At 68.9% G+C, this 22,777-nt stretch carries 24 protein-coding genes; 12 read left to right on the top strand and 12 right to left on the bottom strand.

Annotation, left to right across the window (positions count from 1 at the left end):
* Window positions 1–36 precede the first annotated feature (36 nt).
* From LZ009_RS17200 to LZ009_RS17220, 5 genes are read right to left on the bottom strand one after another with little or no spacing between them, the layout of a single operon-like run.
* Window positions 37–885 (bottom strand): M14 family murein peptide amidase A, encoded by an 849-nt coding sequence (locus LZ009_RS17200; protein WP_275699192.1) that lies wholly within the window; start codon window positions 883–885, stop codon window positions 37–39.
* On the bottom strand, window positions 882–2,138 hold the full coding sequence (locus tag LZ009_RS17205) for an acyl-CoA dehydrogenase family protein (protein ID WP_430300387.1): 1,257 nt from the start codon (window positions 2,136–2,138) through the stop codon (window positions 882–884). The genes LZ009_RS17200 and LZ009_RS17205 overlap by 4 nt, the downstream gene beginning before the upstream one ends.
* Before the next feature lie 13 nt (window positions 2,139–2,151).
* Window positions 2,152–3,378 carry a serine hydrolase domain-containing protein gene (locus tag LZ009_RS17210; RefSeq protein WP_275699193.1) on the bottom strand — a complete coding sequence of 409 codons (1,227 nt, stop codon included), beginning with the start codon at window positions 3,376–3,378 and terminating at the stop codon, window positions 2,152–2,154.
* 9 nt (window positions 3,379–3,387) lie between these two features.
* Window positions 3,388–4,176 (bottom strand): alpha/beta fold hydrolase, encoded by a 789-nt coding sequence (locus tag LZ009_RS17215; RefSeq protein ID WP_275699194.1) that lies wholly within the window; start codon window positions 4,174–4,176, stop codon window positions 3,388–3,390.
* Window positions 4,173–5,210: a 2,5-dihydroxypyridine 5,6-dioxygenase NicX family protein gene (locus LZ009_RS17220; protein WP_275699195.1), complete on the bottom strand. Its 1,038-nt coding sequence runs from the start codon at window positions 5,208–5,210 to the stop codon at window positions 4,173–4,175. Before LZ009_RS17220 ends, LZ009_RS17215 begins: the two co-directional genes overlap by 4 nt.
* Before the next feature lie 59 nt (window positions 5,211–5,269).
* Between LZ009_RS17220 and LZ009_RS17225 the strand changes: the two genes are divergently transcribed.
* Genes LZ009_RS17225 through LZ009_RS17235 form a run of 3 tightly spaced genes read left to right on the top strand, consistent with a single transcriptional unit; the run spans window position 5,270 to window position 7,160 of the window.
* Window positions 5,270–5,779 carry a flavin reductase family protein gene (locus tag LZ009_RS17225; RefSeq protein ID WP_275699196.1) on the top strand — a complete coding sequence of 170 codons (510 nt, stop codon included), beginning with the start codon at window positions 5,270–5,272 and terminating at the stop codon, window positions 5,777–5,779.
* The gene (locus tag LZ009_RS17230; RefSeq protein WP_275699197.1) at window positions 5,776–6,204 is read left to right on the top strand and encodes a MarR family winged helix-turn-helix transcriptional regulator; all 429 of its coding nucleotides are present in this window, start codon (window positions 5,776–5,778) and stop codon (window positions 6,202–6,204) included. Before LZ009_RS17225 ends, LZ009_RS17230 begins: the two co-directional genes overlap by 4 nt.
* Before the next feature lie 17 nt (window positions 6,205–6,221).
* Complete coding sequence (locus LZ009_RS17235; protein ID WP_275699198.1) at window positions 6,222–7,160, top strand: DMT family transporter; 939 nt, start codon at window positions 6,222–6,224, stop codon at window positions 7,158–7,160.
* Here the strand turns inward: LZ009_RS17235 and LZ009_RS17240 are convergent.
* Window positions 7,114–8,220, bottom strand: a complete 1,107-nt coding sequence (locus LZ009_RS17240; RefSeq protein WP_275699199.1) for an aromatic ring-hydroxylating dioxygenase subunit alpha — start codon at window positions 8,218–8,220, stop codon at window positions 7,114–7,116. The two genes, LZ009_RS17235 and LZ009_RS17240, sit on opposite strands and share 47 nt — an antisense overlap.
* Before the next feature lie 90 nt (window positions 8,221–8,310).
* Between LZ009_RS17240 and LZ009_RS17245 the strand changes: the two genes are divergently transcribed.
* Complete coding sequence (locus LZ009_RS17245) at window positions 8,311–9,201, top strand: LysR substrate-binding domain-containing protein (RefSeq protein ID WP_275699200.1); 891 nt, start codon at window positions 8,311–8,313, stop codon at window positions 9,199–9,201.
* Here the strand turns inward: LZ009_RS17245 and LZ009_RS17250 are convergent.
* Window positions 9,196–11,196 carry an acetoacetate--CoA ligase gene (locus LZ009_RS17250; protein ID WP_275699201.1) on the bottom strand — a complete coding sequence of 667 codons (2,001 nt, stop codon included), beginning with the start codon at window positions 11,194–11,196 and terminating at the stop codon, window positions 9,196–9,198. The genes LZ009_RS17245 and LZ009_RS17250 overlap by 6 nt on opposite strands.
* 54 nt (window positions 11,197–11,250) lie before the next feature.
* On the opposite strand from LZ009_RS17250, the gene LZ009_RS17255 reads away from it, so the two are divergent.
* From LZ009_RS17255 to LZ009_RS17270, 4 genes are all read left to right on the top strand, one after another.
* The gene (locus tag LZ009_RS17255) at window positions 11,251–11,853 is read left to right on the top strand and encodes a TetR/AcrR family transcriptional regulator (RefSeq protein ID WP_275699202.1); all 603 of its coding nucleotides are present in this window, start codon (window positions 11,251–11,253) and stop codon (window positions 11,851–11,853) included.
* A 196-nt stretch (window positions 11,854–12,049) separates the two neighbouring features.
* Complete coding sequence (locus LZ009_RS17260) at window positions 12,050–12,934, top strand: alpha/beta hydrolase (RefSeq protein ID WP_275699203.1); 885 nt, start codon at window positions 12,050–12,052, stop codon at window positions 12,932–12,934.
* 62 nt (window positions 12,935–12,996) lie between these two features.
* Window positions 12,997–14,334, top strand: coding sequence for a solute carrier family 23 protein (locus LZ009_RS17265; protein WP_275699204.1), 1,338 nt, complete (start codon window positions 12,997–12,999; stop codon window positions 14,332–14,334).
* Window positions 14,335–14,343: 9 nt separating this feature from the next.
* Window positions 14,344–14,766, top strand: coding sequence for a hotdog fold thioesterase (locus LZ009_RS17270; RefSeq protein ID WP_275699205.1), 423 nt, complete (start codon window positions 14,344–14,346; stop codon window positions 14,764–14,766).
* Window positions 14,767–14,772: 6 nt separating this feature from the next.
* Here the strand turns inward: LZ009_RS17270 and LZ009_RS17275 are convergent, their stop codons facing one another.
* A complete protein-coding gene (locus LZ009_RS17275) occupies window positions 14,773–15,333 on the bottom strand; it encodes a cob(I)yrinic acid a,c-diamide adenosyltransferase (RefSeq protein ID WP_275699206.1) in 561 nt (186 codons plus the stop codon).
* Between the two features lie 140 nt (window positions 15,334–15,473).
* Here LZ009_RS17275 and LZ009_RS17280 point away from each other — a divergent pair, with 140 nt between their 5' ends.
* On the top strand, window positions 15,474–16,007 hold the full coding sequence (locus LZ009_RS17280) for an EF-hand domain-containing protein (RefSeq protein ID WP_275699207.1): 534 nt from the start codon (window positions 15,474–15,476) through the stop codon (window positions 16,005–16,007).
* Window positions 16,008–16,038: 31 nt separating this feature from the next.
* Complete coding sequence (locus tag LZ009_RS17285) at window positions 16,039–17,463, top strand: FAD-binding oxidoreductase (RefSeq protein WP_275699208.1); 1,425 nt, start codon at window positions 16,039–16,041, stop codon at window positions 17,461–17,463.
* A gap of 31 nt (window positions 17,464–17,494) precedes the next feature.
* Here the strand turns inward: LZ009_RS17285 and LZ009_RS17290 are convergent, their stop codons facing one another.
* Complete coding sequence (locus LZ009_RS17290) at window positions 17,495–18,268, bottom strand: hypothetical protein (protein ID WP_275699209.1); 774 nt, start codon at window positions 18,266–18,268, stop codon at window positions 17,495–17,497.
* A 105-nt stretch (window positions 18,269–18,373) separates the two neighbouring features.
* Here LZ009_RS17290 and LZ009_RS17295 point away from each other — a divergent pair, with 105 nt between their 5' ends.
* The gene (locus LZ009_RS17295) at window positions 18,374–19,093 is read left to right on the top strand and encodes a GntR family transcriptional regulator (protein ID WP_275699210.1); all 720 of its coding nucleotides are present in this window, start codon (window positions 18,374–18,376) and stop codon (window positions 19,091–19,093) included.
* A 3-nt stretch (window positions 19,094–19,096) separates the two neighbouring features.
* On the top strand, window positions 19,097–20,467 hold the full coding sequence (locus LZ009_RS17300) for an MmgE/PrpD family protein (RefSeq protein ID WP_275699211.1): 1,371 nt from the start codon (window positions 19,097–19,099) through the stop codon (window positions 20,465–20,467).
* A gap of 3 nt (window positions 20,468–20,470) precedes the next feature.
* Here LZ009_RS17300 and LZ009_RS17305 read toward each other — a convergent pair whose 3' ends face one another.
* From LZ009_RS17305 to LZ009_RS17315, 3 genes are read right to left on the bottom strand one after another with little or no spacing between them, the layout of a single operon-like run.
* Window positions 20,471–21,394, bottom strand: coding sequence for a ParB/RepB/Spo0J family partition protein (locus LZ009_RS17305; RefSeq protein ID WP_275699212.1), 924 nt, complete (start codon window positions 21,392–21,394; stop codon window positions 20,471–20,473).
* Window positions 21,395–21,398: 4 nt separating this feature from the next.
* Entirely contained in the window at window positions 21,399–21,938 is a 540-nt protein-coding gene (locus tag LZ009_RS17310; protein ID WP_275699213.1) for an RBBP9/YdeN family alpha/beta hydrolase, read from the bottom strand.
* A gap of 33 nt (window positions 21,939–21,971) precedes the next feature.
* A complete protein-coding gene (locus LZ009_RS17315) occupies window positions 21,972–22,772 on the bottom strand; it encodes a ParA family protein (RefSeq protein WP_275699214.1) in 801 nt (266 codons plus the stop codon).
* Window positions 22,773–22,777 lie beyond the last annotated feature (5 nt).

Raw genomic sequence — 22,777 nt, forward strand, 5'->3', positions numbered from 1 at the left:
CGCAGTCTCGCCGATTTCCCGGCCGCTTGCAGGCAATCAGCGCGCCACGGCGCCTTCGCTCGAGAGACGCGCCGACATCCAGCGCTGGAGGTCGATCCACATCTGCCGCATTTCGGAATCGAGCGGCGTGCGCATGGAGTTGGGCAGCTCGATGGTGACGACCGGCACGCCCTTGTGCACGCCGCCGTAGTTGCCGAGCGAGCCCGGGAAGATGCCGACCTGGTCCAGGTAGAGCCGGCCCAGGCGCGAAGGCGGCACCGAAGGACCGTCGAAATCGAGCACGCCGTACGGGGCGTGGATCGACACGATCAGGTGCGGCTTGTAGCTCTGCATCTGGTCGTGCAGGAAGCGCGACTCCGGCTCGGAGATCGGCTTGGGTCCGGGCCAGCGGCGCGGGTCCTTGCCGGTGCGCTTCTGCCAGTAGATGGCCGAGTCGCGCTCCCAGTTGGGCGTGGGGAAGTTGCGGTTGAGGTCGACGCCGCGCGCATTGGTGCGCTTGGGCGGCTGCGCCAGCAGGCCGTCGGGGTTCAGCACGGGCACAAAGCGCCAGTGCACGGTCTGCGGCAGGTCGAGCTTCTCGTCGGCCGCGAGGCGGATCCAGTGCATGGCCACCGAAGCGGAAGACAGTTCGTCGCCGTGGATCGCGCCGATCACCAGCACGCGCAGCCTGGCGTTGTCCTCGCCGACGTCACGCATGTAGAGCGGCGTGCCTTGCACCGAGCGCGCGCCACTGTCGACCAGTTCGGCTTGCTGGCACAGCGGTTTGCCCATGTTGGGCAGCTTGTGGACGAAGCGGTCGCAGGCCGTCGGCGCGACCATGGGCTCCGCCGAGGCTCCCAGCCCCAGGCCCAGCAAGGCCAGCGCGCACAGCAGCTTGTTCTTCACGCGTCCTTCTCTCCCGCTTCGTACAAGGTCTCGCGGCCCATGCGATCGAGCACCAGCTCCGCCGTCCAGGGCAGCATCAGCGCGCCGCAGCGGCTGTCGCGGTACAGCCGCTCCAGCGGCAGGTGCTTCATCATGCTCTGGCCGCCGCAGGTGCGGATGGCCAGCCGGGCGATGTCGTTGGCGCCTTCCATCACCGTGTAGTGGGCAGCGTACAGGCGCATCTTCTCGTCCTTCGTAGGATCGGGCCGCGCCTCCAGGATCGCCCGCAGGAAGATGCTGCGCATCTGCTCCAGCTGGATGCGCATCTGCGCCACCGCGATCTGCTTGGTCGGGTACATGCGGCGCTTGACCGGCGGCTCGCCCGGCACCTCGCCGCGCAGGTACTGCACCGTGAAGTCGTAGGCCGCGTTGGCAATGCCGAGGTAGGTCGGCGCCAGCGTGAAGAACATCGCCGGCCAGGTCTGCGCGCCCTTGAAGTAGACCCCGCGCGGCATGAGCTGCTCGTCGTCGCTGACGAACACGTCCTTGAACGTGAGGTTGCGGCTCACCGTGCCGCGCATGCCGAGCGGGTCCCATTCGCCGCTGATGGCAAAGCCTTCGCTGCTGGCCGGCACCGCGAGGTACAGCGTGTCGCGCGCGTCGGGATGCTGGTCGCCCTTGTCCTCGGTGCAGAGCACGCCGTAGTAGTCGGCGGCGCCCGAGAGCGAAGCGAAGATCTTGCGGCCGTTGACGAGCCAGCCGCCCTCGACCTTGCGCGCCGTGGTGCCGAAGGGCGCACGGCCCGCCGCGGCGGCGCTACCTTCGGAGAAGGGTTGCGCGTAAACGGCGCCGTCGCGCACCACGCGGCGGAAGTGCAGCTCGCGCCGGCGCGCATGCTCGCTGCGCTGCTGCTCGGTCATGGGGATGCCGTCGGCCAGCACGCCGGTCCACATCGTCGAACAGATGTGCATGTTGTAGGTGAGCGCAGTGGCGCCGCAAAAGCGCCCGATCTCGGCGCCCACCATCATGTAGGTGGCGTAGTCGGCGCCCAGGCCGCCATGGCTCTCCGGCACGCACAGCGCCAGCAGGCCGGCCTCGCGCAGGTCGTCGTAGTTGGCGAAGGGGAAGCTCGCTTCCCGGTCCCATTGCGCTGCGCGCGGCGCGAACTTGTCGCGTCCGAGCCGGTGGGCCAGCGCCAGCAGCGAGCGCTGCTTCGCGCTCAGCGCGTGGTCGCCGATGGCCGGCGTGAAGCCCAGGTCGGGCATGGCATCCATCTGATGTTTCCTCTCAATCGATTGCGCCGCCGAGCGAGCGCAGCACGCCGCGCCAGAGCGCCGCGCGTTCCTGGCTGGGCAAGGGATCCTGCTGGGCGCTGGGTTGCTGCCAGGCCGACGTCAGCACCATCACGATGCCGCTCGCGGGCTGCACGAACAGGCCCTGGCCGTAGATGCCTTGCATGGCGAAAGTGCGTTCGCGGTAGTTCAGCAGCCAGAACTGGTAGCCGTAGCCGACGTTGCGTGTGGCACCGGGACGAAACGCTGAAGGCTGCTTGGCCACATCGGTGGCTTCCAGCAGGTATTCGCGCGGCACGACCTGGCGCTCGCCGACGCGCCCGTCTCGCGCCAGCAGCAGGCCCAATCGGGCCCAGTCGCGCAGCGTGGCGTTGAAGAAGCCGTGCGCGCCTTCCTGGCCGTCGCGGCCGACGCGCCAGAATGCGTCGCGCTCCGCGCCCATGGGCTCCCACAGCCAGTCGTGGGTGAGCGCGGCGATGCTGCGCCCGGTGGCACCCACCAGCACCCGGCCCAGCACGTCGGTTTCGGCGCTGGCATAGCGGAACACGGCGCCGGCGGGGTCGTGCCTCTCCTGCACGCCGCGCAAGACCGGCAAGGTGCCCTGGGGCTCGGTGGCGAAGGCCAGCGTCATGCGGGCGATGTCGTCGTTGCCGTCGTAGCGCTCGGTGAAGGTCAGCCCCGAGGACATGCGCAGCAGGTGGCGGATCGGCGTCTCGCCATACGGCGTGCCTTGCAGTTCCTTCGCGTACTTCTGCGCCGGGTCGTCCAGCGACGCGATGGCGCCCTGCGCCTGCGCGACGCCGACCAGCAGCGAAGTGACGCTCTTCGCCATCGAGAAAGAGAGGAAGCGCGCGTCCGGCTGGCGGCCGTAGCGATAGCGTTCCGCCACCACCTGCCCGTCCTTCAGGATCAGCAAGCCGGTGGCGCGCTGCCGCTCGAGGTAGTCGTCGAGCGTGTAGTCGAGGTTGCGGAAGCGGTAGCGAATGGCCGGTGCGTCCGCCATGCGCGGCAGCGGCTGGGGCGCGGTGGAGGCATCGACGCGGCGCACGACGATGCCAGGCACCTGGTCGAGCGCGGAGAACGAGCCCACGCGATAAGGAACCTGCGCCCAGGTGGTGGCGCCGCCCAGCGGGTAGCCGCGCGCTTGGCCGAGCTGGGCCGCGTCAGGTTCGGCGTGCGCGCAGGCGCCGACCAGGAAGCCAACCAGCAGCAACGCACGCATGCGCATGGCTCAATGCAGCAGCGGCGCCGGCAGCGCCAGGAAATTGAGCAGCAGGCCGTCGAAGTCGTCCGGCGCTTCCAGGTTCTGCAGGTGGCCGATGCCCTTCATCTCGAGGAAGGTGCCGTACGGGATCGCCTCGGCCATCTTCTTCATCACGGCAGGCGGCGCGTTGCGGTCCTGCTCGCCGGCGATCAGCAAGGTGGGCACGGTGATGTTCGCCAGGTTGGCACGGCGATCGAAGGTGACCAGGCATTCGAGCGCGCGTCGATACGTAGCCGGCGGCACCATGCCCATGCAGTGCGTGGCCAGGCGCACGCCTTCGGGCAGGGAGCCGCTGCCGATCATGCGCGGCACCAGCGTCTCGGCCAGCTGCGCCATCGTCTGCCCCGCATCGAGCGGTGCGGTCCGTTCGGCGATGAAGGCGCGCTGCCAGTCGCCATCGGGCTTGCCGAAGGACGGCGAGGTGCCGCACAGCACCAGGCGCTTGACCAGGTCCGGGCGCCGCGCGACGACTTCCTGCGCCACCATGCCGCCCATGCTGTGGCCCAGCAGGATCACGTCCTCGCATTGCAGGGCTTCGATCAGCGCGATGCAGCTCTGTGCCAGGCCCTTGAAGGTGTAGGGCTCGATCGGCGCGCTGTGGCCGTAGCCGGGCATGTCCCAGGCGACGGCGCGGTAGCCGGCATTGGCCAGCGTCTCGACCTGCGGCGCGAAGGCCAGGTGGCCGCCGCCGATGCCGTGCAGCATCAGCACGGTGGGGCCGCCGCCCAGCGTCGTGAACGCGGGAACGATGCTCATGCGACGACCTTGCCCTGGTCGACGACCGTCGCGCCATCGAGCTGCACGGTGCAATGGCGCAAGGGCAGGTCGAAGTGTCCCGGCGTGTGGCGGCCGGCGACTTCGTTGGCGCCTGTGCTGTACAGGAAGTTGCCGGCAAAGGCGCGCAGCTCGGTGCCGTTGAAGTCGCGCTTGTCGTACAAGGCCATGCTGTCCCAGCGCGCCCGCGCGTTGAGGCCGTAGCCGACGTGGCTGACCGCATAGGCTTCGCGGTCGCCCCAGGCGGCGATGTAGCTGCGCATCAGGTCCGCGTCGACGCCCGCGCCTTCGATGCGGGTGACATAGTCGTTCTCCACGCGCAAGGTGACGGGCCGCTCCAGGTAGCGCTTGAAGGTGAGGTTGACGTCGCCCTCGGCCAGCACCAGGGTGCCGTTGACGCTGCCCGCGGCCGGAAAGGCCAAGGCCAGGCCACCGGGCCAGTGCGTCACCGTTCCGGGGCGGGTGGTGTAGCCCCAATTGCCGCCGCTGACGGCGTTCTGGAGCGACACGGTGAGGTCGCTGCCCGCGGGTGAAGTCACGCGCATCTCACGCGCGCCGCGCAGCCGCTTCACGTGGTCCTTTACCAGCGGCTCCAGCTTGTCGTCCGGCAGCAGGCGCACCAGCGCTTCGGGATGTTCGTTGCTCACGTAGAGGACGCGCGCGCCGCCCTTCAGGATGGCGGGCAGTTCCGGCGCATGCATGAGGCCTTCGACGGTGCAGTCCACCACCAGTGTGCTCCCCGCGAGGGCGGCGACCACGGGCGCGATCCCGCGCAGCACGGGCGAGGCGCCGGTGGAGCGGGCCACCGGCAGATCGGGACTGAATGCGCTGGGCAGGACGAGGCTGAAGGCCTCGGCGCCGAGCCGGGCCGCGGCCAGCCGCGCCAGTTGCGGCAGCACCGGCCGGCTCTGGCTTTCGCTCAGGATGGCGACGGTATCGCCGCGCTGCACGCCGCAGCGGCCAAGCACGGCCTCGAACGCGTCCAGCCACGCGGGTTCCAGGGTTTCCTGCAGCATTCCGTTCGAGCTCCGGGGTTGATTCATAATACATGAAATTTCATGCAATCCGGCTTCCCATGAACCCGCCGCTTCGCGCGTCCCCGCCCAGCTTCTCGAGCCAGGAGTTCCGCGCCGCGCTCGGCATGTTCGGCACCGGCGTGACCATCGTGACCGCCCGTTCGGCCGAGGGCCAGCTGGTCGGCCTGACCGCCAACTCCTTCAACTCGGTGTCGCTGGCGCCGCCCCTGGTGCTGTGGAGCCTGGCGCGCGCGGCGGCCTCGATGGCCATCTTCAGCGCCGGCTCGCACTACGCGATCAACATCCTGGCGGCCGACCAGAAGCCGCTGGCCGAGCGTTTCGCGCTCAAGGGTGCGGACCGCTGGAACGGCGTCGGCTGGGACATGGGCGCCGGCGGCGCGCCGCTGCTGCACGGCGCGGCCGCGACCTTCGAATGCTTCAACCGCAGCCGCTACGAGGAAGGCGACCACGTCATCTTCGTCGGCGAAGTCGAGCGCTGCGCGCACCGCGCCGGCGCGACGCCGCTGCTGTTCCACGGCGGCCGCTATTTCACGGAGCTGCCGCTGTGAGCGCGCGGTTCGTCGACGGCTATCTCGGCTACCTGCTGGGCCAGGCGAACCACGCGCTGTACAAGGACTTCGACAGCCAGGTGCGTGCCGCGGGGCTGAGCATGATCGAGTGGCGCGTGCTGGCGACGCTGCACGACAGCCCGCCGCTGACGGTGAGCCAGCTGGCGCAGGAGGTGCTGTCCAAGCAACCGACGGTGACCAAGCTCGTGCAGCGGATGGCCGACCAGGACTGGCTGGACCTGCTGGCCGATCCCATGGACCAGCGGCGCACCCTGGTGACCGTGGGCGCGGCCGGCCGCAAGCTGGTGCGCCCCTTGCTGGAGAAAGCACGCACGCACGAAGCGCAGATGCTGCGCACGCTGGAGGTGTCGGAGCAGGCGGCGTTGAAGAAGCTGCTGGCGAAGCTGGCGGGTATCGCCTCTTAACTCGCTACGATGGCTGGATGCAGGAAAGAAAAGCCCACCTCGACACCCTCGCCGTCTCCCTGCTCCTCGCCTGCTGCCTGTTCTGGGGCTTCCAGCAGATCCTGATCAAGGCCACCGTGGCCGAAGTGCCGCCGCTGTGGCAAGCCTCGATCCGCTTTGCCGGCGCCACGGCGCTGCTGTGGCTGTGGTGCGCGTGGCGCAAGGTGCCCCTGTTCGCGCGCGACGGCACGTTGCGCGCCGGACTGCTCGCGGGTGCGCTGTTCGCCACCGAGTTCGCCTGCATCTACCTGGGGCTGCGCGACACCGCGGCCTCGCGGCTGACGGTCTTCCTCTACACCTCGCCCTTCGTCGTGGCGCTGTTGCTGCCGCGCTTCGTGCCGGCGGAGAAGCTGCGGCCCGTGCAATGGACCGGCCTGGTGATCGCCTTCGTCGCCGTCGCCTTTGCCTTCAGCGAGGGCTTTGCCGGCCACAGCACGCCCAAGCAATTGCGCGGTGACGCGCTCGCGTTGGCGGCAGGCGTCTTCTGGGGCTCGACGACCCTGGTGATCCGCGGCTCGGCGCTCGCCACCGCCAGCGCGGAGAAGACGCTGTTCTACCAGGTGGCCGTCACGGCGGTGGTCGCGCCGCTGCTCTCCCTGCTGCTCGGCGAAGCGTGGTCACTGGATTATTCCGGCCAGGCCTGGAGCTCCCTGGCCCTGCAGACCGCCATCGGCGCCTTCGCCAGCTACCTCGCCTGGATGTGGATGCTGCGGCACTACGCGGCCACGCAGCTGTCGTCCTTCACCTTCCTCACGCCCATGTTCGCGCTGCTGTTCGGCGTGCTGGTGCTGCACGAAGCGTTGACGCTGCAACTCGTGCTGGCGCTGGCGGGCGTGGCCGTGGGCATCGTGCTGGTGAACCGCAAGAGCCTCAGGCCGGCATCCCGGCCTGGTGCGGCGGCCGCACCGGGATCCTGACGTCCACCGCCTGCGTCGCCGCTTCGGCCTGCTCCTGCGCCACCAGCTGCGAGAACACGCGGCGGAAGTGGGATAGCGCCGCGTCGGCGACCACCGCCACCATCTCGAACTGCGGGTCGGCGTCCAGCACCTTCTGCTGCGCTTCGATCAGGTGCTTGTCCTCCATGAAGCCTTCGATCAGGCTCTGGTGCAGCGAGCGCGAGATGTTGTGGTCCTCGCCTTCGTAGTTGTTCAGGTAGGTCCAGAAGAAGTGCGTGGTGCGGCGCGTCTCCGGCGTCATGAACTGGCAGTTGCGGTACTCGCGGCTGCCTTCGCGGTTGCCCTTCTCGGAGCCGCTGCCGGCCGGCGAGAACATCGATTCCAGGAAGAAGATGCCGGGGATGTGCATGTGGCCGATGTTGCGGCGGTCGACGTGCCTGTCCTTCTCCGCGGCGGGCAGCACCTTGCGGTGGAACGGCGGCGGCGCCGCGTCCATATGCCAGCGCTCGACGCGGAAGCCGCGCGGCAGCCGCTCCACGTTGACCGGCTTGGTGACGTACGCGTACTCCTCCGAGCCGCCCAGCGTCTTGGTGTGCACGAAGGCCAGGTGCGCGAAGTCGCTCAAGTTGTCGACGATCAGCAGCCAGTTGGCCTCGTAGTGCATGTAGTCGGGCACGCCCTTCCACTGCGGGTCACGCAGGTAGGGGAAGTCGATGATCTGCGCGGGGTCGGCCTTCTGCGGGTCACCCATCCAGATCCAGACCAGGTGGTCCTTCTCGACCACCGGGTAGCTCTTCACGCCCAGCTTGGCCGGGATCACGTCCTGGCCCGGGATCTGCACGCACTTGCCCGTGGGGTCGAACTTGAGCCCGTGGTACATGCAGCGCACGCAGTCGCCCTCGCGGCGGCCCAGGTGCAGCGGCACGCCGCGGTGGCAGCAGCGGTCGCGCAGCGCGACGACCTTGCCGCTCTCCGACTTGTAGAGGAGCACCTCCTCTTCGAGGATGGTGCGCGGCAGCATCCTGCCGTCGATCAATTCGTGGTCCCAGGCGGCCACGTACCAGCAATTCTTCAGGAACATGAGGAGGCTCCGGTGGATGGGACAATCGTACGGAGCCCCGCGCGGGCGGGCAATGGCGCGCCGTGGCCGCTGTGTTCCGAATCCTGAACAATGAACTGGGACGACTTCGACGCTTTCTGCCAGGTGGTGGACCACGGCGGCTTCACGGCTGCGGCGCGCGCGCTCGACCGCCCGAAGTCGAGCCTGAGCGCATCGGTCGCGCGGCTGGAAGGCGAGCTGGGCACGCGGCTGCTGGAGCGCACCACGCGGCAGCTGCGCCTGACCGACGCCGGCGAGACGCTCTACCGCGACATCTCGCGGCCCTTCGCGCAGCTGCGCGAGAGCGCGCAGGAGGCGCTGGCGCAAGGCGCCGCCGTGCAAGGCACGCTGCGCGTGGCGGCGCCCTACGAGTTCGGCGCCCACCATCTCGCCGCGGTGGCCTGCCGCGTGATGCAGGACCATCCGCTGCTGAAGGTCCACATCGACGTGGAACATGCGCGCGTCGCGCTGTTCGAGCGCAACTACGACCTGGTGTTCACCGCGCTGGAGCACAGTTTCGCGCCGGCGACCGTCGTCACGCGCAGCGTGTATGCGCTGCAGCGCGGCGTGTTCGCGGCGCCGGCGCTACTGGCACGCCATGGGGCTGCGGCAACGCCCGAAGAGCTGGAAGCGCTGCCGCTGCTGGCGGGTGCGGACGAAGCGTCCTGGACGTTCACCGATGCGTCCGGTGCTGCGGCGTCGCTTGAGATGCGCAACCCGCGCCTGCGCAGCGGCAACGCAGGCGTGCGGCTGCAGGCCGCGATCGCAGGACTGGGCGTCGCACGCATCACTTCGACCTTCTGCGCGCAGGCCGTTGCCGAAGGCAAACTCGTGGCGCTCTTGCCGCAATGGAAGTGCGAGCCGCTGAAGATCCATGCCTTGCTGCCGGGCCGGAAGATGGTGCCGGCGCGGGTGCGGGCCTTCCTGGAGCGCCTCGAGGACGAGGCGCACGGGACGCTATGAAGCGCGTGCGCGCGCAAACGCGACGTACCAGTCCATGCAGCCCGGATTGGCCATCGCGTCGCGGTTGACCACCTTCTCCAGCGGCTGCCCGAGCAGCAGCTTCTTGACCGGCAGCTCCTGCTTCTTGCCGGACAGCGTGCGCGGAACTTCCTCCACCTGCACGATCTCGTCGGGCACGAAGCGCGGGCTGAGCGCGGTGCGCACGGCACCCGCGATCTTCGCCTTCATCGCCGCGTCGAGTGCGACACCCGGCCGCAGCACGACGAAGAGCGGCATGTAGCTCTCGCGCCCCAGGTATTCCAGGTCCACGACCAGCGAATCGGTCACCTCGGGCAGCGCTTCGACCGCGCTGTACAACTCGCTGGTGCCCATGCGCAACCCGTGGCGGTTGATGGTGGCGTCGCTGCGGCCGTAGATGATGCAGCTGCCGCGCGGGGTGATCTTCAGCCAGTCGCCGTGGCGCCAGACGCCGGGATAGGTGTCGAAATAGCTGGAGAGATAGCGCTTCTTGCCTTCGTCGTTCCAGAAGTAGAGCGGCATCGACGGCATGGGCTGCGTGCAGACCAGTTCGCCGACCGCGTCGATGACTGGTTCGCCCTGTTCGTTCCACGCCTCCACGGCGCAGCCGAGCAGGCGGCACTGCATCTCGCCCGGCACCTGCGGCAGTTCGCGGTTGCCGCCGATGAAGGCGCCGGCGAAGTCGGTGCCGCCGGAGATGTTGCACCACCAGATGTCCGGCACGCCGAGCGCCGCGAACTGCTGCGTCCCCCAGCGCTGCGCTTCCTCGGACAGCGGCGATCCGGTCGTGCCCAGTGCGCGCACCGTGCGCAGGCCGGGCAGCTGCGTGAGGTCCACGCCCGCCTTCATGCAATTGGCGAAGAAGGCGGCGCCGGCGCCGAAGAAGGTGACGCCCAGTTCCGCGGCGAAGCGCCACAGCACCGTCCAGTCCGGCCGCTCCTTGCTGCCGCCCGGGTTGCCGTCGTAGATGCAGCAGGTGGTGCCCAGCAGCAGCCCGGCCATCTGCGCGTTCCACATCACCCAGCCCGTGGAGCTGTACCAGTGGAAGCGCTCGCCGAAGTTGTTGGGGTCGTAGCTGCAGCCGACGTCGTTGTGCAGGTGCGCCAGCGCCATCATCACCAGCATGGCGCCGCCCTGCCCGTGGACGATCGGCTTCGGCAGGCCGGTGGTGCCGCTCGAATAGACGATCCAGAGCGGATGCTCGAAAGGCAGCCACAGCGGCTCGAAGGCGTCGACGTCCGGCCCGCTGCGCGAGACCGCCTGCGCGTAGTCCTCGTGCGGCGGCAGCGCGGCGCCGCTGGTGCCACCGAGGTTGCGCACCACCATCACCTGGCGCACCGAAGGCAAGGCGGCCTGCAACTGCGCGACCACTTCGCCGCGATCGAAGTCGCGCCCGCCGTAGCTCACGCCATCGCAGGCGATCAGGACCGCCGGCTCGATCTGGCGGAAGCGATCGAGCACGGCGTTGGTGCCCATGTCGGGCGCGCAGATGCTCCAGACGCCGCCCAGGCTGCTGACCGCCAGGAAGGCAACCATCGCCTCGGGAATGTTGGGCAGGTAGGCCGCGACGCGGTCGCCGGGCTGCAGGCCGCGCGCCTTCAGGTGCAGCGCCAGCGAGGCCGCCTGGCGCCGCAGTTCGGGCCACGTGAGTTCGCGCTGCCGCCCTTTCTCGTCGCGGCTGATCAGCGCCGGCAGGCCGGCCGCGTCCGCCGCCTCGACGTGGCGGAACACCTGGCGCGCGTAGTTCACCTGGGCGCCTTCGAACCAGCGCGCATCGGGCATCTTTCCCGCGACGACCGAGCGATGCGGCGTTGGCGACTGCAGGCCGAGGTAATCCCAGACGCTTTGCCAGAAGGCCGGCAGGTCGCGCACCGACCACTCCCACAGGGCCTGGTAGTCGGCGAAGGCCAGCCCGCGCTCGGCGCGCAGCCAGTCCTGGTAGCGGCGGATCTGCGGAATGTTGGGTACTGCGCTCATGCACGGCAGGCTAACGCAACTTGCCTTTTCGCACATGCGTGCTAAGATGCACGCATGGACGCCAAGACCCAGAAGAGCGAACTGACGCGCGCCGCGATCGTCGGCGCCGCGCTGGATCTCGCCTCGGCCGAGGGCCTGGAGGCGATCTCGCTGCAGGGCGTGGCGGACCGCATCGGTCTCTCCAAGAGCGGCGTGTTCTCGCGGGTCGGTTCGCGCGAGGCCTTGCAGAAAGCCGTGATCGAGGAATTCGGTCGCCGCTTCATCGCCGACGTGTTCGTGCCCGCCATGCAGCAGCCCAAGGGCCTGCCGCGGCTGAACGAGATCATGCGCCGCTGGATCGTGCGCACCCGCGACGTCGACAGCCAGCAGGGCTGCCTCTACACGGCCGGTGCCTTCGAACTGGACGACCGGCAAGGGCCGCTGCGTGACCTGCTGCTGGAAGAAGTGACGCGCTGGCGTGCCGCCCTGCGCCGCACCGTCCTGCAGTGCGTGGAGGCCGGCCACCTGCAGCCGGACACCGACGCCGAACAGCTGGTGGGCGAGATGTACGCGCTGGTGATGGGACAGGTGCACGACACCCGCTTCCTGCGCGATCCCCGCGCCGCCGACCGGGCCCAGTCGACCTGGGCCCGCCTGCTCTCGACCTACCAGCGTTAGTTGCCCGCGAATGTCCCTGCGTGTTTTGCTTCGCCCTCATTTCGCACAAGCGTGCGAGGAAAGGAAAGTCCCATGGCCACCCTCCTCCTTCTCCTGATCGCCTACGGCGGCTGGCGCAGCGTGCGTGCCGCGCTGGCCACCTTGCGCGAGCTGCCGCGCAGCAACGAAGACATGGTCTTCTTCTAAAGGACTCCGCATGCCCCGAACTCCCGTCGAAGCCACCGCCGGCTACTACCAGGCCAGCACCGGCATCCGCCTGTTCCGCCTCGCGCTCACCACCTCCCAACGCGTGTGGCCTGCGCTCGCCGTGCGCGCCGCGGCGCGCCTGTTCGCCACGCCCTTGCCACCCAAATGGCTGAACCGGCGCACGGCTTGGGATGCCGATTGGCAGGTCGAACAGTGGCCCTTCGAAGAAGCGAGCCTCACGGTGTACGCCCAGCGCATCGCGCCGCAAGCGCCGGTGGCCTTGCTCGTGCACGGCTGGGGCGGGCATGCCGGCCAGCTGAAACTGATGGCGGAGGCGCTGGCCAGCCACGGCCTGCGACCGGTGCTGCTGGAGATGCCAGCGCACGGCCGCAGCGCCGGCACGGTGAGCAACCTGCCGCAGTTCGCGCGCGCCATCGAGTACGCGGTGGGGCGGCTGCGCCAGCAAGGGCATGAAGTGCGGCTGCTGGCTGCGCACTCGCTGGGCGCCAACGCGGCGGCCTTCGCCATCGCCCGCGGCGCGCCGGTGCAGCGCCTGGCCTTGCTGGCGCCGCCGGCTTCGCCGCGCGAGTACACGCGCTACTTCGCCCACGTGTTCGGCCTGAGCGAAACCACGCGCGCCGCGATGCAGCGCCGCTTCGAGGAGCGCGAGGCGATCCTGATGCCGCAGTTCGAGCCGGACAGCGTCGCCCCGCGGATCCGCCAGCCTGCGCTGGTGGTGCATGACCGCGGCGACAGCGTCAATCCCTTCCGCGACGGCCAGGCGTTCGCGCATGCGATCCGCGGGGCGACGCTGGTGGCGACGGAGGGCCTGGGCCACCGGAAGATGCTGAAGGACCCGGGCGTGATCGCACGCGTGGTTGCCTTTGCCCTTTGATCGCCTTGCCTCCCGCGCCCAATCCTCCTAGCATCCGGGCACTTCAAAACGAGGAGAGTGCGATGGGGATGTTCGACTGGACGGAACGGCCCGCGGCCGTGTTGCAGCAAGGCGGCGTGATCGCGCCGGACGAGCGGCTGCCCTGGCCGCAGACGGCGGCGATGGGCGTGCAGCACGTGATCGCGATGTTCGGCGCCACGGTGCTGGCGCCCATCCTCATGGGCTTCGACCCCAACATCGCCATCCTCATGAGCGGCGTGGGCACGCTGCTGTTCTTCCTGGTGACCGGCGGCAAGGTGCCGAGCTATCTCGGTTCCAGCTTCGCCTTCATCGGCGTGGTGATCGCCGCGACGGCCTACGCGGGCACGGGCCCCAACGGCAACATCGGCGTGGCCTTGGGCGGCATCATCGCCTGCGGCATCGTCTACGCCCTCATCGGCTTCATCGTGCATGCCGTGGGCACCGGCTGGATCGAGCGCTTCATGCCGCCGGTGGTGACCGGCGCGGTGGTGGCCGTGATCGGCCTCAACCTCGCCAGCATCCCGGTCAAGAACATGGCGGCCAGCAACTTCGACAGCTGGATGCAGGTGGTGACCTTCGTCTGCGTCGGCCTGGTCGCGGTGTTCACGCGCGGCATGGTCCAGCGGCTGCTGATCCTGATCGGCCTCATCCTGGCCAGCGTCGTCTACGCGATCTTCACCAACGGCCTGGGCATGGGCAAGCCGATGGACTTCAGCGGGATCGCCAACGCCGCGTGGTTCGGCGCACCCGGCTTCGCGGCGCCCGTCTTCAGCGGCCCCGCGATGCTGCTGATCGTGCCGGTGGCCATCATCCTGGTCGCGGAGAACCTGGGCCACATCAAGGCCGTGACCGCCATGACCGGCCGCAACCTCGACCAGTACATGGGCCGCGCCTTCATCGGCGACGGTGTTGCCACCGTGGTGAGCGGCATGGCCGGCGGCACGGGCGTGACCACCTATGCCGAGAACATCGGCGTGATGGCGGCCACCAAGATCTATTCCACCGCCGCCTTCCTGTTTGCCGCCGCCTTCGCCATCGTGCTGGGCTTCTCGCCCAAGTTCGGCGCCGTCATCCAGGCGATCCCGCTGCCGGTGATGGGCGGCGTGAGCATCGTGGTGTTCGGCCTGATCGCCACCGCCGGCGCCAAGATCTGGGTCGACAACCGCGTGGACTTCTCGAAGAACAAGAACCTGATCGTGGCCGCCATCACCCTGGTGCTGGGCACCGGCGACTTCACGCTCAAGTTCGGCGGCTTCGCGCTGGGCGGCATCGGCACGGCGACCTTCGGCGCGATCATCCTGTACGCCCTACTCAATCGCGATGAGTCGCAGGGCGTGAGCGTCGCTGACGCGCCTTCGGTCGAGACGACGGCGCGCTAACATCGCCGCATGGCCATCTGGAAACGTCCGATCTCCGTCGAGGAACTCACCACCATCCACGTGGGGACCGCGCCCGAGTTCCTCGGCATGGAATTCCTCGAGGTCGGCGACGACTACATCATCGGCCGCATCCCGGTCGACCAGCGCACGCGCCAGCCCTATGGCCTGCTGCATGGCGGCGTGAGCGTGGTGCTGGCGGAAACGCTCGGGTCCTGCGGCGCGATCTATTGCTGCGAGCCCGGCTTCCGCACGGTGGGCCTGGACATCAATGCCAACCACCTGCGCGGCGCGACGCAAGGCTGGGTCACCGGCATCACCAAGCCGGTGCACATCGGGCGCAGCACGCACGTGTGGGCCATCGAACTGCGCAATGACGCGGGCGAATTGACCTGCGTGTCGCGCATCACCATGGCGGTGCTGGCGCCGCGCTAGCCGGGTCTACTGCGACGCCTTCAGGCGCTCGCTCTTCCAGTACACGTCGTCGCCGCCGTTCATGCGGTTGCACACCCGCGCCAGCACGAACATCAGGTCCGACAGCCGGTTCAGGTACTGCCGCGGCGCCTCGCGCAGTGTTTCTTCGCGCCCGAGCGCCACCAGGGCGCGCTCGGCGCGGCGCGCAACGGTGCGGCAGACATGAGCCTGCGAGGCCGCGCGGTTGCCGGCCGGCAGGATGAACTCCTGCAGCTTGGGCAAGGTGGCGTTGTGTTCGGCCAGCGCCGCGTCCAGGGCGGCCACGGCCTCGGGCTTGAGCAGCTCGAAGCCCGGGATCGACAGCTCGCCGCCCAAGTTGAACAGCTGGTGCTGGATCTCCACCAGCAGCTCGGGCACGCCGGGGGGCAGCTGCTCGCACTGCAGCAGCCCGATGTGCGAATTCAGCTCGTCGACCTCGCCCATGGCGTGCACCCGCAGGTGATCCTTGGAGACCCGCGTGTTGTCTCCCAGGCCGGTGGTGCCGTCGTCGCCGGTTCGGGTTGCGATTTGCGTCAGCCGCTTGCCCATGCTTGCTCCTTGTCGCTGCCATTGTGGCTCAGGCTTGTCGGCCCGCGTCTGCCGCCTCCTACAACAGCTTGCTCCGCCGGCGGCTGGGCAGCTTGCCGGCCGCGGACCATCCTGCCAGCAGTAGGAATCCAGGAGTCACCATGCCTCATCTGTCCCGCCTGGCCGCCGCGCTCTCGCTTGCGCTGCTGGCGACCACGTCCGTCTACGCGCAGAGGGCCCAAGTGGCGCCCTCGGCCGCGCCCAAGGCCTCGCCCAGCGCGATCGTCAACCAGTCGTCGCCCAACCCGGCGGGGCTGCGGCCCTTGCTGCCCTCCGGCCTCACCGCCGGCAGCGGCGCAGCCGTGGCCACCGACCCGAACATCGCTGCGGCGGCGCCGATCAGCGACGTCGGCTCCTCGATGCCCGGCAGCGACGCCGTCAACGCGGCCGCCGCCACCACCGTCATGGGCGCGGGCGGCTCCCGCGGGCCGGCCCAGTACCTGGGCAGCGGCAACCCCGGCTTCAGCGCCATCGACATCGCGCGCTCCTTCATCACGGCCGACGGCAACCGCGACAACGAACTCACCGAAGCCGAAGCCCGCCGCCTGAGCATCTCGATGATGTCCTTCCAGGAGATGGACCGCAATTTCGACGGCCGCGTCTCGCGCTCGGAGTACGAAGACTCCTTGCGCTGACCGGACTACACTGGGCGCGTTCGGAGACAACATGAACGCACCCACCGCCCTCAACCACCTGGTGCCGGAAGTCCACCAGCGTGACGTTCCCGCTGCGCTGATCGCCGCACTGAAGGCCCGTTTCGCCGAGCGCTGCTCCACCGCCATGGCGGTGCGCGAGCAGCACGGGCGCGACGAGTCGTCCTTCCAGGTCCCGCCGCCGGCCGCGGTGATCTTCGCGGAGAGCACGCAGGACGTCGCCGACGCGGTGCGGCTGGCCAGCGAACACGAGACGCCGGTGATTCCCTTCGGCGTCGGTTCCTCGCTCGAGGGCCACCTGCTGGCGGTGCAAGGCGGCATCAGCATCGACGTGTCGCGCATGAACAAGGTGCTCGCGATCAACCCGGAAGACCTGACGGTGACCGTGCAGCCGGGCGTGACGCGCAAGCAGCTGAACGAAGAGATCAAGAGCACCGGCCTGTTCTTCCCGATCGATCCGGGCGCCGATGCTTCGTTGGGTGGCATGAGCGCCACCCGTGCCAGCGGAACCAACGCCGTGCGCTACGGCACGATGCGCGAGAACGTGCTGGCGCTGGAAGTGGTGACGGCCAGCGGCGAAGTGATCCGCACCGGCACGCGCGCCAAGAAGTCCTCGGCCGGCTACGACCTCACGCGCCTGTTCGTCGGCAGCGAAGGCACGCTGGGCGTGATCACCGAAGTGACCTTGCGCCTGTACCCGATTCCCGAAGCGATCTCGGCGGCGATCTGCTCCTTCCCGAGCATCGAGGCCGCGGTGCGCACCACCATCCAGGTGATCCAGCTGGGCGTGCCGATCGCACGGGTGGAGCTGATCGACCACAACACGGTGCGCATGGTCAACGCGCACAGCAAGCTGGGGCTGCGCGAAGAGCCGATGCTGCTGATGGAATTCCACGGCTCGCCCGCCGGCGTGCAGGAACAGGCGCAGACGGTGCAGGAGATCGCCAGCGAATACGGCGGCAACGCCTTCGAGTGGGCGGCGACGCCCGAGGAGCGTACGCGGCTCTGGACCGCGCGCCACAACTCCTACTTTGCCGCGGTGCAGTCGCGCCCGGGCTGCAAGGTGATCTCCACCGACACCTGCGTTCCGATCTCACGCCTGGCCGACTGCCTGCTGGATTCGGTGGCCGAGGCCGATGCGAGCGGCATCCCTTACTTCCTGGTCGGCCACGTCGGCGACGGCAACTTCCACTTCGGCTATTTGCTCGATCCCAACGACCCGAAGGAACGCGAAGTGGCGGAAGGCCTCAACCACAAGCTGGTGAGCCGCGCGCTGCAGCTGGAAGGCACTTGCACCGGCGAGCACGGCGTGGGCCTGCACAAGATGGGCTTCCTGGTGGACGAAGCGGGCGCGGGCGCGGTCGACATGATGCGCACGATCAAGCGGGCGCTGGATCCGAAGAACATCATGAATCCGGGGAAGATCTTCGCGCTGTAGACGGCCCCTTGTCATCGAGGGCTGACAAGCATCAGAGGTCGCTGATCTTCCACTCCTCGTTGACGCTGCGGAACGCCACGGCGGTGACACGGTTGTCGTCGCCCGCAGCCAGCGCCTCCTTCAGGTAGTCGTCGCCCCACTGCACCTTGAAGTCGCGGATCGCGAGCCCGATGCGGCGCAGGTCCTCGTCGCTGACGGTGGCGATGCGCTTGCGCCAGCGTAGTTCGGCGTTGCCGTGCAGGCAGTCGAGGGCAGCAGCGCGATCCGCCGCACGCAACGCTTCGACGAAACGGGCCCAGGTCTTTTCCACGCTGGCGTAACGCGGATCGGGCATGCGCGCCATCGGCTCCAGGCCGCGCAGCCACTCCTCGCTGCAGGCCTGCGGCGGCATGCCACCGGCGCCGCGCCGGTATTCGCGCACCTTCGCGGCCAGCAGCGCCTTGTGCGCCGTCAAGGTCACCCCATGGCGCACCTTCCAGGCCTGGTACAGCGGGGCGGCGCGATCGGCGAAGCCGGGTTCGTCGGCGCGGCAGCGTTCCAGCAAGGCGGTCATGTCCAGCACCTCGCGCATGCGGCGCGTCGGGATGGGCGACAGCGGGTCGGGCGTCGCGGGCTTGGCGACGTTGGAATGCACGGGGGCCGGTGCCGCCGGCGCGGGCGGCTCCGGCGGGCCGTCGGCGCAAGGCAGTTGCTGGAAGCTCAGCCGGCCATCGGTTTGCAGGCACTTGAAGGTCTCGGCTCCGGCGCTGGAGGCGCCAAAGGCCAGGACGGCAACGAGCAGGTAACGCGGGGACAGCACTCTCATCGGATCGCTCCGGTCAAGCAGTGCGGCCATCCTAGAACGCCGGACTGTGGCTCTGCCAGACCGCTGCTCGCCCGACCGGCGGCTAACGTATACAATATTTCGGATATGTTGCCCTGGGAATCGACCTCCGAGCCGGACACGGCACTTGCCGCGACCGTCCGCGCCACCTCGCTGGGCAAGCTGGTGCGGGACGACGTGCTGGGCATGATCCTGCGCGGCGAGATCAAGCCGGGCGAGCGGATCAACGAGCCCGACGTCGCCGGCCGGCTGAACGTCTCGCGGGTCCCGGTGCGCGAGGCGCTGCGCGAGCTGGAAAGCTCCGGCCTGGTCGAGGCGCGCAAGCACGCCGGCGTCTTCGTCCGCAAGCTGGGCGCCGAGGAAGTGCGCGGGCTTTACGAGCTGCGCGCGCTGCTCGATGGCTTCTGCGGCCGGCGCGCCGCCACCCTCCCCGGCTCCGAGCGCACCGCCTTGGCCGACGCCCTGGACGCCTCGGTCGCCCGCATGCAGGAAGCCGTGGACCAGGGCAGCGTGAGCGCCTACTACGCCGAGAACCTGCGATTTCATTGGCTGACGGTGGAAGCCGCGGGCAACGCGGCGCTCACCGAGACCTACCGCAACATCGTGCAGAAGCTGCACCTGGCCCGCCTGACCACGCTGGCGCAGGACACCGGCATGCGCACTTCCATCCAGTGGCACCGCGACATCGCGGCCGCCCAGCGCGCGGGCGACGCCGAGCGCTGCGAACGCCTGCTGGCCGACCATGTGCTGGACGCGCACCAGCGCCTGGCCGCCGGCAACGACTCCCCTTCCCCCACCGAACCCTAGACCATGGCACGCAATACCCAAGTCCCCGCCGACCACAACGCGCCGGCGATCACCCGCATCCTGGCCGAATACGTCGCCAAGCATCCGTCGCGTGGCTGGAACGACGCAGTCGATCACGAAGCGCACCGCACCTTCCTCAACTGGCTGGGTTGCGCGGTCGGCGCGGCGAAACATGAAGCAGCCGATGCGGCCATCGCGGCGGTCAACGAACTGCAGCCGGCACCGCAGGCGACCATCGCGGGCCGCAGCGAGCGGGTCGACATGGCCAGTGCCGCGCTGGTCAACGGCATCACGTCGCACACCTTCGACTTCGACGACACGCACCTCAAGACCATCATCCATCCGGCCGGCCCGGTCGCGTCCGCGCTGCTCGCGCTGGCGGAACACAAGGGCATGGGCGGACGCGAGGTGGTCGATGCGCTGGTGCTGGGCATCGACGTCGCCTGTCGCCTCGGCAACCTGGTCTATCCGGAACACTACGACCGCGGCTGGCACATCACCGGCACCACCGGCATGCTGGGTGCGGCCGCGGGTTGCGCGCGCCTGCTGAAGCTGGACGCGCAGCAGACGCAGATGGCGCTGGGCATCGCCGCCTCGCAGCCGATCGGCCTGCGCGAGCAGTTCGGAACGATGACCAAGCCTTTCCATCCGGGCGGCGCCGCCCGCGCGGGACTGATGTCCGCGCTGCTGGCCGCCAAGGGCTTCACCGCGAGTCCGCGCGCATTGGAAGCGCCGCGCGGCTGGGCGCAGGTGGTGTCGACCAAGACCGCGTGGAACGAAGCGACCGACGAACTGGGCGAGCGCTTCGAGATCTCCTTCAACAGCTACAAGCCCTTTGCCTGCGGCATCGTGATCCACCCGAGCATCGACGCCTGCGTGCAGCTGCGCGAGCGCGGCGTGCGGCCCGAGCAGGTCGAGCGCATCGAGCTGAAGGTGCATTCGCTGGTGCTGGAACTCACCGGCAAGAAGGAACCGGCCGACGGCCTGCAAGGCAAGTTCAGCGTGTACCACGGCTGCGCGGCCGGCCTCACTTTCGGCCGTGCCGGCGAGGACGAATACCACGACGACATCGTGACGCGGCCCGACATGGTGGCGCTGCGCCGCAAGGTGGTGGCCACGGTGGACAACAGCATCGACGAGGCCAGCGCCGACGTGACCGCGGTGCTCACCAACGGCGAGCGCGTGCACATCTTCGTGGAACATGCCATCGGCTCGCTGCAGAAGCCGATGACGGATGCGATGCTGGAGGGGAAGTTCAGCAGCCTAGCCGAGCCGGTGCTCGGCGCGGCGAAGACGAAGCAGTTGATCGCGGCGTGCTGGGGACTGGGCCAGGCCTCCGACCTGCGCGCGCTGGCCGCGCTCGCCCGCCCCTGAGGATCAAGCCCTCAGCTTGTCGATCAGCCCGTTCAGTTCGTCGAGCGAGCCGAACTGGATCGCCAGTTCGCCGAGCTCCTCGACCCGCCCGTGCCGCTTGACGCGCTTCTTCACGCGCACGTCCACCTGCGCGGTCAGCAGGTCGGAGAGCTCCTCCTCGATGCGGCGCAGGTCGCGTGACTTCTCCTTCTTCGGCTTGGGCGAGACCAGGCTGAACTCGGCGCCGATCTTCTTCACCAGGCTCTCGGCTTCGCGCACCGACAGCTTCTTCTGCGCGATCTGGTTGGCGGCGGTGATCTGCGCCGCGCGCTCCAGCGCCAGCAGCGCGCGCGCGTGGCCCATGTCGAGGTCGCCCGCCATCAGCATGGTCTGGACCGGGTCGGCAAGGTTCAAGAGGCGCAGCAAGTTGGACGCCGCGCTGCGCGAACGTCCCACGGCCTGCGCCGCCTGTTCGTGCGTCAGGCCGAACTCCTTCACCAGGCGCTGCAGGCCGTGCGCTTCTTCCAGCGGATTCAGGTCTTCGCGCTGGATGTTCTCGATCAGCGCCATCGCGGCGGCCGCTTCGTTCGGCACGTCGCGCACCAGCACCGGCACGCTGTCCAGCCCGGCCAGCTTGGCGGCGCGGAAGCGGCGCTCGCCCGCGATGATCTCGTACTTGCCGGCGTTCTCGCCCTCGCCCAGCCTGCGCACGAGGATGGGCTGCATGATGCCCTGCGCCTTGATCGACTCGGCCAGCTCGTAGAGCGCGCCCTCGTCCATGTGCGTGCGCGGCTGGTACATGCCGGGCACCATGTCCACCAGCATCAGCGAAGCCGGCGTGCCGGCGTTCGCGGCCGGCGCTTCGCCGGCGTGGCCGCCCTCTTCCACCTTGGGTCCCAGCAGCGCTTCGAGGCCGCGTCCGAGGCCCTTGGGTTTCTTCGTCACCATCTCTTTAGTCTTTCATCAGGTCCTGCAGCAGGACATGGCCCTCGGGCCAGCTTGCGAGTCCGGAGTCGGCGTTGATGTGGCCGCACTCGCCGTAATCCATGAACTGCGCGTTCCACGCGTACGCGAACAGGCGGGCCCGCTCGAATTCGCAATAAGGGTCGTTGCGGCTGCCAAGCAGCACCGCCGGAAAAGGCAGGGCCTGCAGCGCGATCGGCGACCAGCTCGGAATCTGGTCGCGGATCTCCGGCCGTTCGACGTCACCCGGCGCAACGAGCAGCGCCGCTTTCACCCGATGCGTGTTCTGCGAATGCGCGGCCCAGGCAGCGGTGAGGATGCAGCCGAGGCTGTGCGCAACCAGCACCGCGGGCTCGTCGCATTGCAGCAGCACTTCCTCCAGCCGCGCGATCCAGTCGCCACGCAGGGGCTTCATCCAGTCGTGCTGCTCCACGCGCGTGTAGCCATGGCGCTCCTCCCACAGGGTCTGCCAGTGCCTGGGCCCGCTGTTCTCCCAGCCAGGCAGGAGCAGGACGTTGGAAGGCTTCATGCGCTACAAATCCAGGAGCAACAGATTCAAGCCTCAGGCGGCCTGGCGCTTCATGCCACCGATTCGGTCGACCATCTCGTTGGCGAACTCGATGAAGGCCTGGCTGCCGCGCGCGGACGGGTCGAAGGCCACGCCCGGCAAGCCATAGCTGGGGGCTTCGGCCAGCCGCACGTTGCGCGGGATCACGGTGTTGAACACCTTCTCGGCGAAGTGCGCCTTGAGCTGGTCGCTCACCTGCTGCTGCAGCGTGATGCGCGGATCGAACATCACGCGGAGCAGGCCGATGATCTCCAGGTCCTTGTTCAGGTTGGCGTGCACCTGCTTGATCGTGTTGACCAGGTCCGACAAGCCCTCGAGCGCGAAGTACTCGCACTGCATCGGGACGATCACGCCGTGCGCCGCGCACAGGCCGTTCAGCGTCAGCATCGACAGCGAGGGTGGGCAATCGATCAGCACGAAGTCGTAGTCGGAGGCAACCTTGGCCAGCGCCTCCTTCAGCCGCCGCTCGCGCCGGTCGACCTCCACCAGTTCGACTTCGGCGCCGGCCAGTTCGCGGTTGGCGCCCAGCACGTCGTACGCGCAGCCGGCTTCGATCAGGCGATCGCTGCGCACGCGCGCTCCGGCGATGGTGGCCGACTCGAGCAGCACGTCATAGACCGTGAGCTTGAGCGCGCGCTTGTCGACGCCGGAACCCATGGTGGCGTTGCCCTGCGGATCGAGGTCGATCATCAGCACGCGCTGGCCCACCTTGGCCAGTCCGGCGGACAGGTTGACGGTGGTGGTCGTCTTGCCGACCCCGCCCTTCTGGTTGGCGACGCAAAAGATCTTGGCCATGTTTG

This window comes from Ramlibacter paludis (assembly GCF_022012305.1).
In the GTDB taxonomy this organism is placed as follows: domain Bacteria; phylum Pseudomonadota; class Gammaproteobacteria; order Burkholderiales; family Burkholderiaceae_C; genus Ramlibacter; species Ramlibacter paludis.